The 20,608-nt window shown below is 63.7% G+C and carries 25 protein-coding genes; 21 read left to right on the plus strand and 4 right to left on the minus strand.

What is annotated here, in order from left to right; genetic code table 11:
- The first annotated feature begins 151 nt into the window (after positions 1-151).
- Positions 152-703 carry a peroxiredoxin gene (locus HB634_RS02455; protein WP_213947384.1) on the plus strand — a complete coding sequence of 184 codons (552 nt, stop codon included), beginning with the start codon at positions 152-154 and terminating at the stop codon, positions 701-703.
- A gap of 45 nt (positions 704-748) precedes the next feature.
- Entirely contained in the window at positions 749-1,393 is a 645-nt protein-coding gene (locus HB634_RS02460; RefSeq protein WP_213947385.1) for a haloacid dehalogenase-like hydrolase, read from the plus strand.
- 6 nt (positions 1,394-1,399) lie between these two features.
- Here the strand turns inward: HB634_RS02460 and cynS are convergent, their stop codons facing one another.
- Both cynS and HB634_RS02470 read right to left on the minus strand, forming a co-directional pair.
- Complete coding sequence (cynS, locus tag HB634_RS02465) at positions 1,400-1,870, minus strand: cyanase (RefSeq protein WP_213947386.1); 471 nt, start codon at positions 1,868-1,870, stop codon at positions 1,400-1,402.
- A 41-nt stretch (positions 1,871-1,911) separates the two neighbouring features.
- Positions 1,912-2,571 (minus strand): carbonic anhydrase, encoded by a 660-nt coding sequence (locus HB634_RS02470; RefSeq protein WP_213947387.1) that lies wholly within the window; start codon positions 2,569-2,571, stop codon positions 1,912-1,914.
- 104 nt (positions 2,572-2,675) lie between these two features.
- Here HB634_RS02470 and cynR point away from each other — a divergent pair, with 104 nt between their 5' ends.
- Together cynR and HB634_RS02480 are read left to right on the plus strand one after the other, a co-directional pair.
- Positions 2,676-3,566 carry a transcriptional regulator CynR gene (gene cynR, locus HB634_RS02475; RefSeq protein ID WP_213947388.1) on the plus strand — a complete coding sequence of 297 codons (891 nt, stop codon included), beginning with the start codon at positions 2,676-2,678 and terminating at the stop codon, positions 3,564-3,566.
- A gap of 114 nt (positions 3,567-3,680) precedes the next feature.
- Positions 3,681-5,780 (plus strand): phospholipase C, phosphocholine-specific, encoded by a 2,100-nt coding sequence (locus tag HB634_RS02480; RefSeq protein WP_213947389.1) that lies wholly within the window; start codon positions 3,681-3,683, stop codon positions 5,778-5,780.
- A 15-nt stretch (positions 5,781-5,795) separates the two neighbouring features.
- Here the strand turns inward: HB634_RS02480 and HB634_RS02485 are convergent, their stop codons facing one another.
- Positions 5,796-6,449: a VOC family protein gene (locus HB634_RS02485; RefSeq protein WP_213947390.1), complete on the minus strand. Its 654-nt coding sequence runs from the start codon at positions 6,447-6,449 to the stop codon at positions 5,796-5,798.
- 96 nt (positions 6,450-6,545) lie between these two features.
- Positions 6,546-7,430 (minus strand): EamA family transporter, encoded by an 885-nt coding sequence (locus HB634_RS02490; RefSeq protein WP_063572131.1) that lies wholly within the window; start codon positions 7,428-7,430, stop codon positions 6,546-6,548.
- 119 nt (positions 7,431-7,549) lie between these two features.
- On the opposite strand from HB634_RS02490, the gene HB634_RS02495 reads away from it, so the two are divergent.
- The 17 genes from HB634_RS02495 to HB634_RS02575 all read left to right on the plus strand — a co-directional run bounded on the left by HB634_RS02495 (position 7,550) and on the right by HB634_RS02575 (position 20,590).
- Positions 7,550-8,722: a beta-propeller fold lactonase family protein gene (locus HB634_RS02495; RefSeq protein ID WP_213947391.1), complete on the plus strand. Its 1,173-nt coding sequence runs from the start codon at positions 7,550-7,552 to the stop codon at positions 8,720-8,722.
- Between the two features lie 614 nt (positions 8,723-9,336).
- Positions 9,337-9,834: a hypothetical protein gene (locus HB634_RS02500; RefSeq protein ID WP_063573656.1), complete on the plus strand. Its 498-nt coding sequence runs from the start codon at positions 9,337-9,339 to the stop codon at positions 9,832-9,834.
- A 71-nt stretch (positions 9,835-9,905) separates the two neighbouring features.
- Positions 9,906-10,343 (plus strand): hypothetical protein, encoded by a 438-nt coding sequence (locus HB634_RS02505; protein ID WP_157504414.1) that lies wholly within the window; start codon positions 9,906-9,908, stop codon positions 10,341-10,343.
- Between the two features lie 5 nt (positions 10,344-10,348).
- Positions 10,349-10,936, plus strand: coding sequence for a hypothetical protein (locus HB634_RS02510; protein ID WP_213947392.1), 588 nt, complete (start codon positions 10,349-10,351; stop codon positions 10,934-10,936).
- 18 nt (positions 10,937-10,954) lie between these two features.
- On the plus strand, positions 10,955-11,752 hold the full coding sequence (locus tag HB634_RS02515; protein WP_213947393.1) for a hypothetical protein: 798 nt from the start codon (positions 10,955-10,957) through the stop codon (positions 11,750-11,752).
- A 5-nt stretch (positions 11,753-11,757) separates the two neighbouring features.
- On the plus strand, positions 11,758-12,405 hold the full coding sequence (locus HB634_RS02520; RefSeq protein WP_213947394.1) for a DUF4255 domain-containing protein: 648 nt from the start codon (positions 11,758-11,760) through the stop codon (positions 12,403-12,405).
- On the plus strand, positions 12,393-12,941 hold the full coding sequence (locus HB634_RS02525) for a hypothetical protein (RefSeq protein WP_213947395.1): 549 nt from the start codon (positions 12,393-12,395) through the stop codon (positions 12,939-12,941). Before HB634_RS02520 ends, HB634_RS02525 begins: the two co-directional genes overlap by 13 nt.
- A 28-nt stretch (positions 12,942-12,969) precedes the next feature.
- Positions 12,970-14,601 (plus strand): phage tail sheath C-terminal domain-containing protein, encoded by a 1,632-nt coding sequence (locus HB634_RS23045; RefSeq protein WP_213947396.1) that lies wholly within the window; start codon positions 12,970-12,972, stop codon positions 14,599-14,601.
- A 14-nt stretch (positions 14,602-14,615) separates the two neighbouring features.
- Positions 14,616-15,062 carry a phage tail protein gene (locus HB634_RS02535; protein WP_063572551.1) on the plus strand — a complete coding sequence of 149 codons (447 nt, stop codon included), beginning with the start codon at positions 14,616-14,618 and terminating at the stop codon, positions 15,060-15,062.
- Between the two features lie 13 nt (positions 15,063-15,075).
- Entirely contained in the window at positions 15,076-15,450 is a 375-nt protein-coding gene (locus HB634_RS02540; RefSeq protein WP_063572550.1) for a hypothetical protein, read from the plus strand.
- A gap of 150 nt (positions 15,451-15,600) precedes the next feature.
- A complete protein-coding gene (locus HB634_RS02545; RefSeq protein WP_213947397.1) occupies positions 15,601-16,131 on the plus strand; it encodes a phage tail protein in 531 nt (176 codons plus the stop codon).
- Positions 16,131-17,408: a hypothetical protein gene (locus HB634_RS02550; protein WP_213947398.1), complete on the plus strand. Its 1,278-nt coding sequence runs from the start codon at positions 16,131-16,133 to the stop codon at positions 17,406-17,408. The genes HB634_RS02545 and HB634_RS02550 overlap by 1 nt, the downstream gene beginning before the upstream one ends.
- Positions 17,408-18,052 (plus strand): hypothetical protein, encoded by a 645-nt coding sequence (locus HB634_RS02555; RefSeq protein ID WP_213947399.1) that lies wholly within the window; start codon positions 17,408-17,410, stop codon positions 18,050-18,052. Before HB634_RS02550 ends, HB634_RS02555 begins: the two co-directional genes overlap by 1 nt.
- 1 nt (position 18,053) lies before the next feature.
- Positions 18,054-19,106 (plus strand): hypothetical protein, encoded by a 1,053-nt coding sequence (locus HB634_RS02560; RefSeq protein WP_213947400.1) that lies wholly within the window; start codon positions 18,054-18,056, stop codon positions 19,104-19,106.
- A gap of 13 nt (positions 19,107-19,119) precedes the next feature.
- Complete coding sequence (locus tag HB634_RS02565) at positions 19,120-19,749, plus strand: phage baseplate assembly protein V (protein ID WP_197478504.1); 630 nt, start codon at positions 19,120-19,122, stop codon at positions 19,747-19,749.
- 14 nt (positions 19,750-19,763) lie between these two features.
- Positions 19,764-20,177, plus strand: coding sequence for a PAAR domain-containing protein (locus HB634_RS02570; RefSeq protein WP_213947401.1), 414 nt, complete (start codon positions 19,764-19,766; stop codon positions 20,175-20,177).
- A gap of 8 nt (positions 20,178-20,185) precedes the next feature.
- The gene (locus HB634_RS02575; protein WP_213947402.1) at positions 20,186-20,590 is read left to right on the plus strand and encodes a GPW/gp25 family protein; all 405 of its coding nucleotides are present in this window, start codon (positions 20,186-20,188) and stop codon (positions 20,588-20,590) included.
- Positions 20,591-20,608: the final 18 nt, after the last annotated feature.

The following is a 20,608-nucleotide window of genomic DNA, read 5'->3' on the forward strand; positions in this document are numbered from 1 at the left end:
TGGCCCCAGTCGGAGAACGCCCGGGCAGCCCGGGCAACACCCGACCGTAACATGTCACGCTGGCTTCGCACTGCGTCATCCGGCACAGTCCGACGGCGCCTTCAACGTACCTGTATCTTATGGTTCTTCCCCTTCCCTGGAGACCTCAGTCATGAAGCCACTAATGACGTTCGCTGCACTCGTGTTAGCCGGTACAGCCGCTCTCGCCACCCCCGCCTCCGCCGCCCTGAAGGAAGGCACACAGGCGCCGGACTTCGCCGCGCCGGCCTACCTCGCTGGCAAGCCGTTTACTTTCAGGCTCGCCGATGCCCTGAAGGAAGGCCCGGTGGTGGTCTACTTCTTCCCGGCAGCGCACACGGATGGCTGCAATGTCGAAGCCCACATGTTTTCGGAGGCGATCGACAAGTTCAAGGCGCTGCACGCCACGGTGATCGGCGTGACGGCGGGCAACACCGGTGAGCTGGCGGATTTCTCGAAAGAGAACGAACACTGCGGCGGCAAGTTCCCGGTGGCGGCCGACGAGGGTGCGAAAATCGCAAAAGAGTACGACGCCATGCTGATGCTTCGGCCGGGCTGGTCGGACCGTACGTCCTATGTGATCGCCCCATCCGGGAAGATCACGCACGTCTATTCGAGCCTCAAGCCGCAGAAGCATGTCCAGGAGACGCTCGACGCCGTGAAAGCGATCGAGGGTAACCACTAAACGGTGCAGCTCGATTCGACGCCCGAGGTCCGACGGGATTGCGCCGTGTTCGATCTGGACAAGACGCTGCTGTCGGCGGATTCAACCGTAGCCTGGATGCGCGGCTTGCTTAGCGCGTCTCCATGGAAGCGGCTTGCCTTACTGCCGGTCCTTCCCGTGGCATGGGTTCTTCTTCACCTCTCCTGGGCGAGACGCGCGGGCGCGTCCGTCCTGCTGTGGATTACCACCTACGGACTTGATCGCTCTGCCGTGGAGCAAAGCATCGACGCGTTCGCGACGCGTTTCGAGGGAGGCCTGCAAGGCTTGCGCTGGTTTGACGATGGCATGGAACGACTCGGGGAGCACATCGCCCGTGGCGATCGTGTGGTTGTCGTTACGGCGGCTCCCCAATGGCTCGCCGAGCGGTTGCTCGTTGCCTTCGGCAGCGATCTGGAAGTCATCGGCTCGACCCTGCGAAGGGCAGGTGGCGGCTGGATCATGCAGCGCCACTGCCGCGGCGCCGAGAAGTGCCGGATGCTTTCCGAAGCGGGATACGGTGAATCGTGGCGGTACGCCTATAGCGACAGCGAGGATGACTCGCCGATGCTTGCACGGGCACAGGAAGCCTTCCTCATCAACCCGAGTACGACGACTCAACGACGAGCCGCCGCACGCGGAGTGGTTCATGCCACGACGGTTCGATGGCGGTAGGCCGAATCAGAACGGCTTGGTCGGCAGATATTTCCCGTTCAACGTGATCACCGCACGTTCGCCGCCATCGGGATCTGACACCTTTTTCACGTCGAGCTTGAAGTTGATGGCACTGATGATGCCGTCACCGAACTTCTCATGGACCAAAGCCTTGAGAGTCGTTCCATACACCTGGATCATTTCGTAGAACCGGTAAATGGTCGGGTCGGTCGGCACGCCGTTGCCGATGCTTCCGCGCACAGGAATGGTCTGTAGCAGGGCAATCGCGTCCTGGTCCAGCCCGAGCTTCTTGCCCACGACCTCAGCGGCGTCAGCGGGCAGCGGATGCTGGCCGAGCAGGGCGGCGGTGACAAAGGCCTCCGACAAGCCGGTGCCGTCGGCAATCTGGGCGAAGGTCAGCGACTTCTTCGCCTTCGCGAGGACGATGGTGTCAGCGAGGTCGAGGCGGGAAACGTTGCGAAACTGGGTCTGGGTCATGTCAGGTCTCGGTGTGTGGACAGTGGGATCAAGCAGCCGGATCAAGCAGCCACGCGGGATGGCGTAGCGGTTGCGCAGGCATGGGGATGGCCTGCCAGGGAGACAAATTCGCCGGTCGTTCCGTCGTACGCATCGATGCCGCCGCTCTCGATGTCGTAGAACCAGCCGTGCAGGGCCAGGCGTCCTTCCTTCAGCGCCAGGCGCACGGACGGATGGGTTTGCAGGTTGGCGAGCTGCGAGACGACATTTTCGCGGCCCATCGCTTCGATCTTGGCGGCGGCGCTTTCGTGTGAGCGGGCTTCGTTGACGACACGTGCCGAGTCGGCATATCGCAACCAATGGGCGACGGCAGGCATGTCGGTCATGCACGTGCAGTTCGCGATGGCCGACATCGCACCGCAGCTGGAGTGTCCACAGACAACGATATCAGTCACTTTCAGTGCGACCACGGCGTACTCGACCGTCGCGGTGACGCCGCCGGGTTCGGGCCCGTATGACGGCACGATGTTGCCGGCATTGCGGATGACGAAAAGCTCCCCGGGCTCTTGCTGGGTCACCAGCTCCGGTACCAGGCGGCTGTCCGAGCATGAGATGAAGAGCGTACTGGGGCTCTGGCCGCCAGCCAGGTCCTTGAACAGCTTCGCCCGGGCGGGGAAAGCGTCATGCTGGAATTTGAGGATGCCGTTGATGATGTCTTGCACGATGAGCTCCGCGTCTGGCTGGTGGGAGCGAGACTAGGGCGGGACCGGCATAACGTAAAATACCGAGTTATAATGAAGTCCATCGGATTTTCTTATGGATTCCCATGCTCTCGCGCCATGTCAGATATTTTCTGGCCGTAGCAGCGCACGGCAGCTTCACGCGCGCCGCGACGGCGCTGCATGTCTCCCAGCCAGCGTTGTCCCAGCAGATAAAGCAGCTCGAAGAAAGTCTCGGGGCACAGCTGTTCGACCGCTCGGGACGCGCAACACGACTGACGGACGCCGGAGAGGTCTATGCGAACCATGCGCGCAAAGCTCTCAGGGATCTGGAGGAAGGCCGGCGAGCCATTCACGATGTCGGAGACCTCAGTCGGGGGTCGCTACGCATTGGCGTGACACCGACCTTCACAGCCTACTTCGCCGGGCCCCTGATCGAGTCGTTTCACGGCCGATACCCGCACGTGACCCTGTCGCTGCGCGAGATGCCGCAGGAACGCATGGAGGCGTTGCTTGCCGAAGACACGTTGGACATCGGCATCGCATTCGACGATGTCCACTCGGCTGACATCGAAGCCACGCCACTGATGATCGAGTCACTCGCCCTGGTCGTCGGACGGCAACATCCGCTGGCAAAGCGACGCAGGGTGGGGGCTGATGCGATCGGCAGCGAGTCGATGATCCTGTTGACCGAGGAATTCGCAACGCGCGAGCAGATCGATCGCTACTTCCGCGAGAATCGTATCCGGCCGATCGTGGCGATCGAGGCCAACTCCATCACAGCCGTCGTCGAAGCGGTTCGGAGAACGACGCTCTCGACGCTTCTTCCTGCCGCCATTGCCCATGGCAGCAAGGACCTTTTCGCCATCGCCCTGGAGCCCCAGACCCTGCAACGGACCGCGGCACTCCTCGGGCGCAAGACCGCCTATCGAAGTGCGGCTGGTCAGGCGTTCACCGCACTGGCGCGCGAGCTTGCCGGTTCACTCGAAGAAATGTGATGTCCGTTGCGATTTGAGGCAGGGCGAGCCGCCGGGGGCGGTAACGTGCACAAATTGTCATAACCCGTCGTGATAATCGCCGGCGCAGGGGACAACCAGCGCACGGGGATACGCATGACGATCCAGGACCGACGACACTTCCTGAAGCTTTCCCTTGGCGCGGCGGGTGCCGCGTTCACGGCGTCGGTACTGCCGCCATCCATCCAGAAGGCGCTCGCGATACCCGCGGCACGTCGTACTGGCACGCTCAAGGACGTCGAACACGTGGTCATCCTCATGCAGGAGAACCGCTCGTTCGATCATTACTTCGGCAGCATGCGCGGCGTGCGAGGCTTCGGTGATCCCCGGACACTCACGCTCTCCAGTGGCCGCTCAGTCTGGCACCAGCCGCTGACCGCCGGCAGTGACGACTATCTGCTCCCGTTCCGCCCGCAGGCGGACAACCTCGGCCTGCAGTTCATCGAAGATCTTCCGCACGGCTGGAACGATACGCACGGCGCCTTCAACGCCGGCAAGTACGACCAATGGGTGCCGTCGAAGGGCACGACGACCATGGCTTACCTGACGCGCGAGGACATCCCGTTCCACTATGCGCTGGCGGACGCCTTTACCGTCTGCGACGCGTATCACTGCTCGATGCTTTCCTCGACCGATCCCAACCGTTACTACATGTGGACCGGTTACGTCGGCAACGACGGGCAGGGTGGCGGACCGGTGCTCTCCAATGCGGAGCTGGGCTACGGCTGGACGACCTACCCGGAACGTCTCGAGGCGGCCGGCGTGTCGTGGAAGATATACCAGGACGTGGGTACCGGCCTCGACGCGGCGGGCGGCTGGGGCTGGGGTTCCAATCCCTACATCGGCAACTATGGCGACAACTCGCTCCTCTACTTCAATCAGTACCGGAATGCCGAGCCGGGCAACCCGTTGTACGACAAAGCCCGCACGGGCACGAATACGCTGAATGGGCAGTCGCTGTTCGACCTCCTGCAGAAGGATGTCATGGCCGACCGCCTGCCGCAGGTTTCATGGATCGCGGCACCCGAAGCGTATACCGAGCACCCTAGCTGGCCCGCCAACTACGGTGCCTGGTATGTCGACCAGGTGCTCGATGCCTTGACGGCCAATCCGGACGTCTGGAGCAAGACGGCGCTGTTCATTACCTACGATGAAAACGACGGCTTCTTCGATCACATGCTGCCGGCGTACCCGCCGCAGTCACGCGACCGGGGGCTGTCCACGGTCAGCATCGATGGTGAAGTCTACGCGGGCGGCAACGGTTTCAATGCGGGCGTTTACGGCCTTGGCGTGCGTGTACCGATGATGGTCGTTTCGCCGTGGAGCAAGGGCGGCTGGGTGTGTTCGGAGACCTACGACCATACGTCCATCCTCCGTTTCCTCGAGCAGCGCTTCGGTGTGCGCGAGCCGAACATCTCTGCCTGGCGGCGTGCGGTCTGCGGCGACCTGACCCGCGCCTTCGATTTTGAAGGCCACGATGGGCGCGTGCCGCCTTTGCCCTCGACCACGGGCTACCAGCCTGATCGCACTACCCACAGTGACTTCAGTCCGACGCCGCCGACTCACCAGCAGCTTCCGCGACAGGAGCGTGGGCAACGTCCGGCGCGTGCACTGGCCTACGCACTCGAAGTGACAGGCAAGCTCGACCAGGCACAGGGACGTTACGTCCTTGGATTCGGCAACACCGGCGACATCGGTGCCTGCTTCAGCGTGACCTCGTCGCTCCGTTCCGACGGTCCGTGGACCTATACGGTGGAAGCCGGTAAATCGTTGTCCGACTACTGGACCAGCTCCAACAGCGGCGATGCGTACGACCTCACCGTGATCGGGCCGAACGGCTTCCTTCGCCAGTTCAGTGGCAAGCAGCCGGGTCTGGTCGAAGATCGCCGGCGTCTTGCGCTACCCGAGGTCACGATGTCCGAGGGACGTCATTCGGGTGAGTTGCATCTGGTCATGAGCAACGAGGGTGGGCGTCCTTGCGCCATTACGATCGAAGCCAACGCGTATCTCCGCCAACCGCCGCAGCGTTTCTGGCTGCAGCCGGGGGAGCACGCGGAGGCCCGGTTCGATATCACCGGCTGCGACCATTGGTACGACCTTACCGCGACCAGTGATTCCGATGCGTCGTTTCGCCGGCGGTTCGCGGGGCACCGCGAGACCGGGCAGGCATCCGTCTCCGATCCGGCGTTCTCCTAGCCAGGGGAACCTCGGTCACTGGGGCAGCTCGCCAGCCGACTGTTCGGCGGCGAGGTAGCTGGCGTACCAATCCGGCCAGTTCTCGTCGTGCTGGCCGCCGGTTCGCTTCTCGTGCTCGCCGTGCGCAGCCCCCGCCCGGCGTAGCGCAGCCGCAAGGTCGCTGGCCGAGGCAAATGTCGTGATGCCGGTATCGATCCGCCCAGGCAGGCGCTGGGTGATCTCCTGGAAGAGCCACCCATTGCCATCGGGATCGGCGAACGAAGCGAACGAACGGTAGCTGCTGCGCTCCTTATCCGGGCCGCTGACCCTGACCCGTCCGAACAGGTACGGCTCGTCTGGCCCAGCGTGAGCGTCGCCGGCACCGTGGAACACCTCGCTCACATCGACGCCGCGGCGGATCAGTTCGTCGCGGGCGGCCTCGATGTCGGAGACGATCAGGTACAGACCCTGCGCGGACCCAGGGGCCGCCGCGGTGACGTTCTTTCCGAAGATGACCGAACAACCGGAGCCGGGCGGCGTGAACTGGATGACGCGGAAGTAGCCATCGTCCGAAGCGAAATCGGCGTCCAGTCGCCACCCCAGTTCGCCGTAAAATCGCTTGGCGCGATCGACGTCGGAAACGGGGATGACCACGATCTCGAGCTTCATATTGACTGCAGCACTGCTCATGCGAACCTCCGAAGGAATCGGCCGCCGAATGCCATGCGTGTCATGTTGCAGATGCAGATCCCCCTACGTCTTGGAGGTTCTTCCGTAGGAGCCGATTCATCGGCGAAGGGTGCTCGCGATGCCGCTGACGGCTACCAGCCCGGCGACGATGAACGCCATGCCTAGCCACTCGCTGTTGGTGGGTTTCTCGTGCAGAACGACCCAGGCCATCAGCACGCTGATCACGGGGACGGCCAGTGACGACACCGAGGCCACCGCAGTGGGTAGCCGGCGCACGACCAGTAGCCACAGCGTCCATGCCAGGCTGGTGGCAAGGATCACCGAGTACGCCAGGCCCGCGATGAAGGTCGGGCTCCAGTCGATGGATCGCTGGGGAACCAGCACGGCGACAACGCCCAGTGCGACAGCGCCGAAAGCCATTTGCCATGCGGTAAAGGTGAGCGGGTCGGGCTGGTGGCGTTGGAACATGCGCTTGCTGGTGACGGTGCCCAACGCCCAGCACATGCCGCCCAGCAAGGCGAAGGCCGTGCTGACCGGATTGCCCAGCCCGTTCCATGGCGCGATGACAAAGGTGAGGCCGGTGGCTGCCAGGGCCAGCCCGATCCAGTGCCGACGCAACGGGCGCTCGCCGAGCAACAACCAGGCCAGCAGCACGGCCCAGAACGGCATGGCGTAAGCCAGCAACACCACGTGCCCCGTGCCTCCGGAGGTCAACGCAAATTGACCCAGGCCCTGAAAGGCTGCCGTCTGGGCCAGTCCGGTGACGATGGTTCCGCCCAGGGGAGGGCAGGCCAGGGGACGACGCATCACTACAAGCACGACGAACAGCAACGCAGCCCCGATGAGGTAGCGCAGCGCGCAGAAGTCGAACGGCCCGGCGTAGCGCAGCACCAGCTTCATCACGATCCAGCTGAATGCCCAGATGACGACGGTCGCGCCCAGTGCGACGACCGCGCCCGTTGATGCTCTTGCTTCGTTCATGCCCGGCCGACGTAAAGATCGAAGTCCTTATCTTGGCCTATTCGGGCACATACCTGTAACCAAACGCGTCTCGAGGGCGAAGACCCATTGAGCTATCTGGCTCTTTCGGAGACGCGACCATGAACACCACACAAAAGCTGGCTGCCGCCCTTGCCGGGGTACTGGCGGCCGCAAGCGCCGTCCACGCGCAGGATCGCCCGCTCGATCAACGGCGCTTCGACTCACCCTACGTCTACGTTATGTCCAACGACATCCAGGGCAACAGCGTCGCCGTGTTACGTCGCAACTTTTTCGGGGGCCTGGAAAAGGTGTCGGTCACGTCGACGGGAGGGAAGGGCGTCGGCGTCGGCACCACGGCTCCGCCCCCGGACCCGCTCGGTTCTCAGAATGCGCTGATCAGGAGCGAGGACGGCCGTCTGCTCTTCGCCACCAATGCGGGCTCCAATCAGGTGTCCGTATTCGCTATCGAGGGCAGCCGCCTGCGCCTGATCGACGTCCAGCCTACCGGCGGTACCTATCCGGTCAGCGTCGCCCAGAGGGGCAGTCGCCTCTATGTTCTCAACAGCGCCAACACCTCCACGATCACGGCATTTCAGATCACCGCCGGAGGGCAGCTCGTCGCCTTGCCGGCGGAGACGCGCCTGCTTGGCACGGATGCTCCCCTGGTCGGCAACCAGCCCAACGTTGGCATGACCCCGGCGCAACTGCAGTTCTCGCCGGACGGCGACTGGCTCGCGGTGTCGGTCAAAGATGCCTCCGCCAAGGGGTGGTTCGAACTCTTCGCTGTCGACCGCAACGGGAGTCTGGCCAAGGATCCCGACATCACACCGTCGAACGACCCACAGCCCTTCGGCTTCGACTTCGACGCGCACGGTCACCTCGTCACGTCGCAGGCGGCCGGCTCGGCGGCCAGTTCGTATGCGATCAGCCATGACGGCAGCCTGAAGTCGATCTCCAGCGATATCGCAAACGGACAGGCCGCCGCATGCTGGCTGACGGTGTCCGGACGTTTCGCGTTTACCGCAAACGCGGGCAAGGGAAACATCAGCGCGTATCGCATCGGTGGAGATGGCTCGCTGACCGTCCTCCATGGCGGCGTCGCTGGTTCGCTGGAAGCCGGTGCTGCACCGACCGATCTCAAGGCTTCCGCGGATGGATTGTTCTTGTACGTCGGCAATTCCCTGGGTGGCGATATCGACACATTCCTGATCCTGGCCGACGGTCGACTGTTGCAAGTCGGACAGACCCCCGTGTTCTCAGGGGCATCCGGTATGCAGGGTATTGCTCTCTGATCGACAGTGCAGGGGAGTTCCTGCAGACAGGCACGACTCCCCTGCGCACGTGAGATCAGCACATCGGTGCGGTGACACCATCGTGGCAACAGCATTTCCTTTTTACGAAATGCATCGCATGAATGTGCAACTCGCTTACGCAGGCGACACATGCACCGTGCATTTGCCAAATGCGCTTATCAAAGTACGTTGTGTCTTCACGCGCGAAATGGTTCGATTGTGAAGTCTCGCTTCACCTTCCTGGTGAGCGAAGGACAGGGGATTCAGGTGAGCCTTGGACATGGCAAGTAGAGGAAGAAATGTGAGCCAGGAGGCGTACCACGGCATGACGTAGTCATTGCCGCGGCGGAATTTCCTACGCGTCTTTCCTGGTGTTTGTCAGCGCGGTTCAACCGCGGCGTCCGGTATCCATCCGACATTCTGCTCGTGGCATTCGTGCCGCGCTGGAATGTTGCTGCCGCGATTTCGCTTGGCCTTCTCCGTCCAGCGTTGGCTGGGCACGGATGATTGCGCCTGAAAAAACACAAGCTGACACGCAGTTCGCGCTCGACGATGTCGTGGGCAGGGCACTTGACGCACCGACCATCAATGACTGAGACCAGGAGTGACCGACCATGAGCACTACCGAATTGAACGCCAGCTATGACGCTTCTTCCCTCGTAAAAGCGGCTGACCTGAAAACGGACGTCGATTTCGACAAGTACATGAACCTTCTGCTGACCATCAGCAGCTCGGCGACCAGCACTTCGAAGATTGTCATCAATGTCGGCGGAGCCGCTGCGGGCTACCCGGTGATCTACAGCCTTGGCGACGAAGCATCCGGTTCGGCCGGCATGCAGGTTTCGCTGGTAACCGCCGGTAGCCTGCCGCTGTCGGCAATCACCATCACCCCGAACGTGACCACGCTCGACACTGCCTCAAGTGGAGGTGGCGGCAACCAGTGGACGCTGCAGGTCCAGGGCTATCTGGCCGCCCAGGCCGGCACGCAGGGCCTCCTGCTATACGCGATTGTCACCGACGCCACCACGACGGTGCAGGTGTCGCTCAACAACGGCGGCAAGACCACGCTGAGCCAGACCCCGATCTACTTCCCGTGGAAGCCGATCAACTGACCGTGTAGCTGCGGCTTCACGGCGAAAGCGCTACCACCCGGCGCGGCCTGTTCATCGGCCGCACCGGGTACGTGCGCCCACGCTCCGACATCACGATCGTCCAGGGGAATGCCATGGCGAATGCGCCGATCTACCAGATCGCGTTCATGTTCGTGTTCAATCAGGATTTCACCAACCAGAAAGTGCAGCTCAACGTGGCTGACAGCAACGACTTCCTGGTGACCGATAGCCAGACAGCGCAGCTGGAGGCGTATTCGGGCAACACGACGCCACCGCTGCTGAATTTCAGCGTGTCTGGCAAGCAGGTATTTTTCAATGTCAGCGACGGCAAGACCTATGGCGGCATGCAGGCCCTGGTGTGGAGCAGCTTCACCGCAGGCAGCCCTCCCACGCTACAGCTCGACCTGGCGTTCTCTTCGGGACTGATCACGGCCACGTATAACGTGCCCGGTGGCAGCGCGAGCGGCCAGCTCGTGTCCGGGCGCAACACCATCACGATCGGAAAGTGACCGCCATGGAAGAGTCCAGGAAAGGTGAGGGCAAGGCGACGCACAAGGCGGGCACAGGGTCCGCGGTGACGTCCTCGGCATCCGCTACGCCGCCCGAGACGACGCCGCCCACCGTGGAGGAAAACCCGCAGGACGTACTGCTGTCGGTTCCGATCCGGAACCAGCGAATGATGGACCACGTTGACGAGGAGACGCTGAAGGGCAAACTGTTCCGCGCGGACCGCGACGTGGCGTTCCAGCCGTTGAGCATCGCGCTACGCAACGTGCGGGCCAACTCCCGCGTGCTGATCACCATCCGCGACGACCAGCATGCGGTGTGGAGCGAAGGCGACGGCCGGGGTCTGGTCGGATTGAGCTTTTCCACCAACGTCGACCCGGCGCTATACCTCAGCAATTTTCTGATCAACGCGCGCGAGTTCTTCGTTCAGACCTACGCCGATAGCCAGGAGATCCTGGTGCAACTCTATGTGCGCACCACCCAGCGCGAGCTGCGCGGTCGTGTGGACCTGCCTCCGAATGCGGTCGCTACCTTGCAGTCGAGCACCGATCGCACCAGCGTCGTGGGCCTGAGCGCCTTCGCCATCGATTTTTGACCAGGGAAACGAACAGCCATGTCCCGAGTGCTGATACCCGTGGTGCTCCAGTTCCAGAAGGTCGCGGCCAACAGCGGCATCAACATCACCTTCGAGACGCCAGGCGTACGCTGGTCGTTGGGCCGCCGCCTTGGCGACAGCATGGGCTTTTCGTACAACGTCACGTCGGATGCCAGCGACAGCGGCACACCCATCCTGCGTTCAGTGGCGTTCAACGACAGCGTGCTGCAGCTCACTACCTCGGCCATCGCGCCTGCGTCCAACGACTTTACCTTCACCCTGTTCGTGGAGGTCGAGGAAGGGACGACGTTCGTGCAGGGTTATTGCACTGTCAACAACGAAGCGAACGTCCTTGCCTTCTTTAGCGATGGCCCGCCGGCGTTGTGGCGGAACGGACGCATCAGTGCCAGCTTCCATCGGGAATCGCGGCGGTACCACACGGTGCTTCTCAACATTCGCAACGTTCGGCCGGGCCGCCAGTTGGATATCGTGGTCGACTCCGACATGGACGCCAATGTGCGCTGGTCCTTCGGACCTTACCGGCGGGGCGCTAACGGCATCATGGTCAGCAATCAGACCAGCGGCGCTGTGCAGCTGGCTTCATGGTCGATGACTTCGAGCGAGATTCGCCTGCGCACCGGCGATACGGGCAGCTCGACCGACCTGGCGTTACGCACCTACGTTTCCTACGGGGAGGTGGATCCTGGCCGCTTGTTCCTCAAGACGGTGGGCGATACGGACATCTCGGTGCTCGCCCAGGTCGGCACGCGCCAACCGCAATGGGTGGGCTCGGCCTATACCCTGTTTACCTTGTGATGCCCATGGCTTCCGTCGATAGCGGGCAGGTGGTGCGCTGGGTCAGCGAATCGTTGCGCCAACTCGTGCGCGCGCATATTCCGTTGTTGGCGGCGGAGTCTGCCGTCGTGTTCGATTCGCCGGCGGAGATGGATGCGCAGAGCGAGAACAAGCTGTCGGTGTATCTCTTCCAGCTGGAGCACAACCCCTGGCTGCGCAACCTGCCACCCACACTGGATCGCCGCCCGTCTGCAACCGATCGGCCCAGTGCCATGCAGATGACGCCGGCGCCCCTGGTGGTCGACCTGATGTACACGATGGTCCCGTATGCCAAGTCCGCCGAGATCGAACTGGTACTGGCGGACGAACTGCTTCGCCTGTTCCACGACGTGCCGGCGCTGGAGGGGAAGTGGCTTCACCAGGGCCTGCGCGATGCCGGCAACGAGCGTATCGAGATCGTCCCGCGAGCGACATCGCTGGACGGCCTGCGCGACATCTGGTCCGGCTTCCAAGGCAAGGCGTACAAACTCACGAAGCTCTACACCCTGACGCCAGTTCGCATTCCTTCGACGCGTCCAGTCGATGTCGACATGGTCACGAACACCGATCTGTCCATCGTCAATACCCGGCCACTGCCGGCGAACTTCAACGAGGCATCGCGATGCACCGACTGAGCGGCGTCATCGAGTTGCTGGATTCGCACAGCGGACGGCCCGCGGTGGGAATCGTGCCTCACTTTCGTCTCAACGGCGCACCGATCGCACTGCCCAGGCGGCCCGAAGCACGCTATGTGCTTGTGGACGTGGCGCCGGGGCGTTATCGACTGGACGTGGATGCGCCGGGGTTCCTGGCCTACGGCCTCGACTTTGAGCTGACGCCGGAGGCGACGCTGGCAGACGCGTGGTTGCGCTGCATGCTGGAGCCGGGGCCCGGCTATGAGTATCCGCCGCAGGCCACGCTGATCCGTGGCGCGCTGGCGTCGACCCGGACTCCGGCGGAAATCAGCGCACGTTACGTTACAGTGCGCGGAAGGGAGCGCCATGTGCGCACCCGCTGCGCGCCGGGGGGTGCGTACACGCTGGCACTTTCTGGCCAGCTCGCCGATCCGACGCCCGTGACACTGAGCTTCGCCTTCACCGACGGCCAGGCGCGGGAACTTCAACTGACGGTAACGCCCGGGCGCACGCATCGCGCGGGCGCGCCGCTCTGAATCATTCATCGGGAAAGGAACCAGGACCGTGGCCAACTATCAGCACCCGGGCGTCTATATCCAGGAGATTCCCAGTACGCGCAGCATCCAGGGTGCCTCGACGTCGATGCCGGCTTTCATCGGTGTCACCGACAGCGGCCCGCTGAACACGCCGACGCTGATCACCAGCTGGAACGCCTACACGCGCCTGTTCGGCGGGCTGGTGTGGATGGGCTTCACCTCCTGGGCGGTCTACGAGTTCTTTCAGGAAGGCGGCGCCGCCTGCTACGTGCTGCGCGTGGCCGACAAGACCGGCGCGCCTGCCACCAGCACGGTGGGCACTGCCAAGATGGTCGCCACCACTAGCGGCACCTGGGGCGCGAGCCTCATGTACTACATAAGCAACAGCGGTGGTCCACCACCTAACGGCGGTGGCACGCCTCAGCCGACACCCGTGTTCAACTTCCAGATCGTCGTACAGGCGACGACCATCGACGGCGCCGGCGCCAACGCGGACAAACTCAGCACGCAGTTGCTGGTGAATTTTGTGCGGCAGAACGGCCTCGCCCCGGTGGCAATCGGCGGCAACAGCTATTACGTGCTGGAGACCTTCAGCGGCCTTACCTTCCTGGATGCGGCGGCCGTTGGACGTATCAATTCGCAGTCGATGTTCGTACGTCTTGCCCTGGCGACGCCCAAAGACAGCCAGCGGCCCGGCAACACGACCACGCCCATGGCACTCAGTGGCGGAACCAACGGCCAGCTGGATTTTCCCACCGCGCAGGAAGCGATCAAGACCGTACAGGGCCTGAGCCTTCTGGCGCAGCCGGACACCGCCGCGATCGTCGACAGCAATGGCAAATCCGACCCGATCAAGCAGGCCCAGCTGATCAACCAGGGCATGCTGTTGTGCGAGACCCTTGCCAACCTGTTCTACGCGGCCGATCCACCGTTCGGACAGAGCGTGCAGCAGATCGTCGCGTTCAAGTCGGGCACCGCGCAGTCCGGAGGTCAAACCCAGCCGCAGGCGATCAATTCCAGCTACGGCTCGCTCTACTACCCGTGGCTCTGGATCTTCAATCCGCTCTCGGGCAGCAACGTGCCGATTCCACCGTCGGGGCCGGTACTCGGCCGCTACGCCCACACCGACAGCAGCGTGGGTGTGTGGAAGTCGCCGGCCGGTGTGAATGACGGCAGCATGCGCACGGTGGTCGGTGTCGAACGGCCGATTACCGACGACGACCAGAGCCAGCTCAATCCCAACGGCGTCAACGCGGTACGCAACCTGATCAACTACGGCAACGTGATCTACGGCGCCCGTACCGTTTCCCTGGATACGCAATGGACCTACCTGAGCGTGCGCCGCCTGTTCATCTACGTCGAGCAGAGCCTGAAGAACAGCCTGCAGTGGGTGGTGTTCGAATCGAACGACCAGACCTTGTGGGCCGCGGTAACGCGCGACATCGATGCCTTCCTCACTACGCTGTGGCAGCAGGGCGGCCTGTTCGGCGCCACGCCGCAAGAAGCCTTTTTCGTCACCTGTGACGCGAGCAACAATCCGCCCGAGACGCGCATGCTGGGGCAGTTGTACATCGACATCGGACTGGCGCCGGTCTATCCGGCCGAGTTCGTCATCATCCGCATCACCCAGAAAACCGCCGGCCCGGATTCGGGCAGCTAAGCCGGAGCTGACATATGGCCACCCAACTGACCGACCCGTTCCGCGGCTTCCGTTTCCGTGTCGAGATCGCCGGCATCCAGATCGCCTCGTTTTCCGAAGCGAGCGTGCCGGACATCAGCGTCGACACGGTCGACTACCGCGAAGGCACTGACCCGACCTACAAGCGCACCCTATCGGGCCTGACCAACTACGGCCGCCTCAACCTCAAGAAGGGGCTGACCACCACCCTGGACCTGTACAACTGGCAGCAGCAGGTGTCCCAGCTCGGCTCCGGCAGTCCGGGCGCGCGCAAGAACATCTCGCTGATCCTGATGGATACGGCCGGTGCCGAGGGCGCCCGTTGGAACATCATCAACGCCTGGCCGGTGAAGTACGACACCACGGGGCTCAACGCGTCCTCCACCGAGGTGTTGGTGGAGACGCTTGAACTGGCCATGGATTACATCAACCGCATCAAGTGACAGGGGAAGCAACGTGAGCGTAATCAGTACCGAAGTCGAATTCACCCTGCCTATCGGCTACCGCGACGGTGACGGCAACCTGCATCGCCAGGGCGTGATGCGCCTGGCCACCGCCGGTGACGAGATCCTGCCGCTGAAGGACCACCGCGTGCAGGCCAATCCCGCCTACCTGTCGATCATCGTGCTGTCGCGCGTGGTGACCCGGCTGGGCACCCTGGAAATGATCAGCACGCACGTCATCGAGGAACTGTTCTCGGCGGACTTCGCGTACCTGCAGGACCTCTACAACCGCATCAACCAGATGGACGGCGCGGACGACGAGGTGGCCGCTTCCGCGGGAAAAGGGCAGGCGGCGCGGCTGCACCCGATCAGCTCTACGCCGAGATAGCGTTCGTCGCGTACCACTTTCACTGGTCGTTGGACGACGTGTTGGCGCTGGAGCACAAGGAACGCCGTCGCTTCTGTGAGCACATCAGCCGCATCAACCAGGCCATGAGCGCGGACGAGCCGCGGCGAAGCCTCGATCTGGAGACATGAGATGGCATTGGGCATCAACGCGGCAGCCGCCGTGGCCAATCGCGCGGGACTGCATCTGGACCCGTTCAAGTCCTATAACTTCTTCGTGGAGGTGGAGGGCATCCTGGTCGGCGGCTTCACCTCGGTACGCGGGATGGACTCGAAGATGGAAGTGGTGACCATCCGCGAGGGTGGCGTCAACGACCGTGCCTATAAGCTGGGCGGGCAGGTCGGTTACAGCGATCTCGTGCTGGAGTCGGGGCTGACCGCGCTCGACCCGATGTGGCTGTGGTACCAATCCACCCTGCAGGGCACCATCAAGCGCCGTAACGGTTCGATCTACATGCTCAACGACGTGGGCTTGCCCACGGTCTGGTACGACTTCTACAACGCGTGGCCGATTGAGTGGCAGGGACCAGCGCTGGATGCCGGACAAACCCTGGTGGCGACGCAGCGCTTCGTGCTCGCTCACGAAGGCGTGCGCAAGAGTCGCGCGGCGATGGCGTACTCGGCTGCGGTGGGTGTCGCTTCGGCCGTGGGTGGCGCGCTCTGATGCACCAGCGCAACGCCCTGGGTCGTGTGCTATCGCGTGCCGTCCGCCGGCCGGCGCGTGACGCGCTGCCACCATCGCGCTTACGCTTGCGCACGCACCGGATGCTGTTCGGCATGTCGGGCGGCGTCCGGCTGCTTTATCTGACGGCGTCTCGGACGTCCGCCGCGATGCGGATCGACAACCGGCTCACCGTACGGCTGCTCATGGCCGAAGCACGCGCTGCGCGCGCGACTTCGCTTCACGCCTACCTCGTGTGCATGATCGCTGCGCGCGAGTTCGTCGCAAGCCGAGGGCATCACGCGGAGCGCCGCATCGTTGCGCGCGGCGTGCATGGTTCGCGTACGGCACGGTCGCTCGCTACCGGCGATGGGATCTTGCATCTGTTGCGAGCACCGGATCAAGGGCAGTCGGCGTCGGTACGCGGGAGCCAGCGCCACGACGTACTGCGCACGCTGACGTTGTCACAGATCCTGTCCGGCACACAGCGATTCTTCCGGGATCTGAAGAACAGGCAAGTACCGTCGGTCGACGGACGGAAGGCCTCGTCCCGGCGTGATGCGCCCGGCTTGCGCGGTGGGCCCAAGACGCCAATGCGATCGGCCATCGACGCGAGCACCGCGGCGCAGCGCATTGTGGCCACGAGGCGGCACACGTCGCAGCCGATCGACGATCTCTCGAAGAACATCCCGACAGGACGGCCCGGCAGCACGGCACCCTCGCATCGACCCACGACACGACCCTGGATGCGTCTGCGTGACCGGCACGCCCCATCCTTGCGCGGAAAAGGTGCAACGCCCCGGACAACCGCTGCGCGCCAGGCTTCTGCGAATGCCTTGCCGCGCATGACGTACTTCCTGGCCTTGGCGCGCCATCGCATGGTAGCGATGTCAGCTGCCGAGGGACCTCGTCCGGGCACACCGGACACACCGCGCGAGCGGGCGGCCGCCCGTCTCTCGGCGTTTCACCTGATCGACACGGTCATCACCCAAGCGGCAATATCCCCGTCGATGCCGCGCAGTTATGCCAGTAAACCCTCCACCACGCTCACGTTCCGCCGTACACCACGCGCCGCGCCACCCGATGCAAAGCGCCAGACCAGTCAGCTGCAACAGCAGGTGGTGCGCCAGGTCACGCAGGAGCTCGCGCAGAACGCGCCCTGGCGTGGCCAACTCGAACAGGCCGTGCTTGCACCGCGCGTGCTGCGTGAACTGACCGACCGGGTGGCCGGCGCGATCGCCGGGCGCCAGGGTCTCGAACGCTATCGCCGGGGGCTGTGATGCTGGAGAAGGCCAAAATCATCGTGCGGCCCACCGCCGAGACCATCCCGGTGATGTACAACCCCACCGAGTTGTCGCTCAACAAATCGGTGGTCGTGCAGGGCGAGGGCTCGAACATCCAGTTCCAGCGGGTCAACGATGATGACCTGACGGTCAATCTGTTTTTCGATACCTACGACAAGCGCACTGACGTGCGGCTTTACACCAACCGCATTGCCGCGCTGACCCAGCCCACGGTCGGCACGGGCATGCGCAAGGAACCGCCGACGGTCGTGTTCTCCTGGGCCGGGGCGCTGTTTACCGGCATCATCGTGCGGCTGGAACAGAAGTTCACCATGTTCCTGGAATCGGGCGTGCCGGTGCGTGCCGAGCTCAACGTCACCTTCAAGTCCGTCCTCACCGTGCAACAGGACCTGGCTGCGCGCGGCTACTACAACTGCCGTCAGTTCTGGACGGTGGGCGAGAATGACCGCCTCTACCTGGTGGCCCAGCACACGCTCGGCGACCCTGCGCTGTGGCGACTGATCGCCGATGCCAACGGGATCGACGATCCCCTGAACTTCCCGACGCGTGCGGACATCGGTCGCACCCTGGTGATCGTCGACGTACACGGCGAGTCCTATACGCCGCCGGCGAGGGTGTGAGATGGCCGTCAGTGCCCAAGCGGAAACCGGCGCCTTCCGGCTGTTGCTCAACCGGCAGCCCCTCCCGCTGTCGATGCAGGCGGCGATCAGTTCGGTCGAGGTATCGAACGAGATCAACGTGCCGGGCATGTTCAACTTCACGTTCAGCATGCTGTCGCAACTGGGCAATTGGCAGGGCGCGGATCTGGATCTGTTCAAGCCGGGCGACCAGGTCGGCGTGCAGATGGGCCTGGGTCAGCCACGCACCGTGCTCACCGGGCAGATCTACGCGATCGAACCCAATTTCGCCGAGTACTCCGCGGCCACGGTCAGCGGCTTCGATGCGATGGCGAAGCTTCGCTTCGGCAACCACTCCGAGATATACAGCGGGATAGATGAAAACCGCATCGCCAGGAAGGTAGCAGACGCCGCGCGCGTCGACCTGAGCACCCCCGGGCCGCCGGTCATGCTCAATGAAACCGTGTGGCAGCGGCAGCAGAACAACTATCACTTCCTGCTGGGACGTTGTGCGCTGATCAACCATGAGCTGGTGGTGGACGGGACCACGGTCGTGTTCCGTCCCAGCGCCGAGGGCTTGTCACCGGTGAAGTCGCTGGCTTTTCCGCGAGACATCCGTCGCGTCGACCTCCGTCTGCGTGTGCCCACTGAGGGCAGCACGGTACAGGTGCTCGGCTTCGATCCCGCCACCAACAAGCCGATCAGCGCGCGCAGTAACCCGAACACGGTGCGTGCCCGCATGGGTGGCAGCGAATCGGGCTTCGACTTCATCGGGGCGTTTCCCGACGCCGCCATCAACATCACCGACCCGAGCCTCACCAAGGTACAGGCGCTGCAGTCGCGTGCAGACGCCGAATACATGCAGAACCTCGATCGCTTCATCGAGGGCGAGCTGGAACTGGAAGGTGATCCGGACCTCAACGCGGGAGTGAACGTGCGCCTTACCGGCCTGAGCCGGCGCTTTGACGGCATCTATTACGTACGCTCGAGCCGCCACCACTACGACGACGCGACTGGCTATCGCACCACACTGCAATTGCGCCGGACCGGCGCATGAGGAAAACCCATTGATGGACGATCTTTCAATGCCGCAGGCCTTGCCCGGCGCCATGCTCGGTGGCGTCACCGTGGCGATGGTTGAGAAGACCGACGACCCGCAGGGGCTGGGCCGCGTCACGGTCAGCTTCCTGGTCGACGGCCAGCGGCTGGAGTCGGGCTGGCTGCAGGTGATGAGCGGCTTCGCCGGCCCCGGCTACGGCGCTTTCTTCCTGCCTGCCGTGGGCCAGTCGGCACTGGTGGCATTCGCCGATGGCGATATCAACCAGCCCTTCGTGCTGGGCTTCCTCTGGAACGGCGGGATCAAACCGCCGGTAGAGGGTGCGGCCGTGCAGCAGGACGTTCGCGTCATCCGCACGGCCAAGGGCAAGCAACTGCTGCTGGACGACAGCGAGAACGGCCAGCTGACCCTGATCGACGAGAAGCAGAACAAGGTCCAGATCGACACCGCCAACCAGCGCATTGTTGTGGAGACCAAGGGCGATGTGACCGTCACGGCCGGCGGCACGCTGACACTCAAGGCCGCCAACGTGGTGCTGCAGAACACGGCCGGCTCGGTGAAGCTGGAACTGGGCGCGAACGGCCTGCAGGCGAATGGCGGGCAGAGCATGAAGCTCAACGCCGCCATGGTCGAAATCAACTGACGGGAGAACGACCGATGGGCAAGCCAGCAGCGCGCATGGGCGACAGCATCGTCAACGCCGGTGACATCCACATCGTACTGGTCCCCTCGCCGGGCGGTCCGGTGCCGACGCCACAGCCGTGCCCGTTCAATGGGCGCATCCAGACCAACGTCAGCATGAACGTGCGCATCAACGGACGAGGCGCCGCACTGCTGGGCTCGATCGCGCAGAACATGCCGCCACACGTACCGCAGGGTGGTCCGTTCCAGGTGCCGCCGACCAACCTCGGGCGCGTGATCATGGCCAGCGCCACCGTGCGCATCAACGGTCGCGGCGCGGCGCGCGCCGGCGATTTCTGTGAGACCTGCCATGACATCCCGCCAGTCGGCCCGCAGGCGCCGATGCCACTGGTCGTCGTGGCCGGCGTCGCGAACGTGCTGATCGGATGAGCGCGCGCATGAGCACCATCCGCGGCAATGGCGACGACTTCCTGGGTCGCGGCTGGGCTTTCCCGGTGCGGGTGCAGGGCGGCAGCGTGATGTTCGCGGCGGACGACGAAGACATCCGCCAGGCGATCCTGCTGATCCTTCAGACAGCGCCCGGCGAGCGCGTGATGCTGCCCACGTTCGGATGCCGCATCAACGAGCTGGTGTTCGCCGCTGGCAACGCCTCCAGCCTCAGCCTCGCGCAACTGTATGCGCGCGAGGCGTTGGAACAATGGGAGCCGCGCATCCAGGTTGCCGGCGTGGGGGCCAGCATCGACCCGGCGGCGCCCGACTGCATGCTGATCTCCGTCGACTACGTCGTGCGCGATCGCAACCGGCCAGACAACCTGGTCTATCCGTTTTACCTGAAGAGCTGAGCCCTGGAGCCACGCATG

Source organism: Luteibacter sp. dw_328 (assembly GCF_018449605.1).
Classification (GTDB): domain Bacteria; phylum Pseudomonadota; class Gammaproteobacteria; order Xanthomonadales; family Rhodanobacteraceae; genus Luteibacter.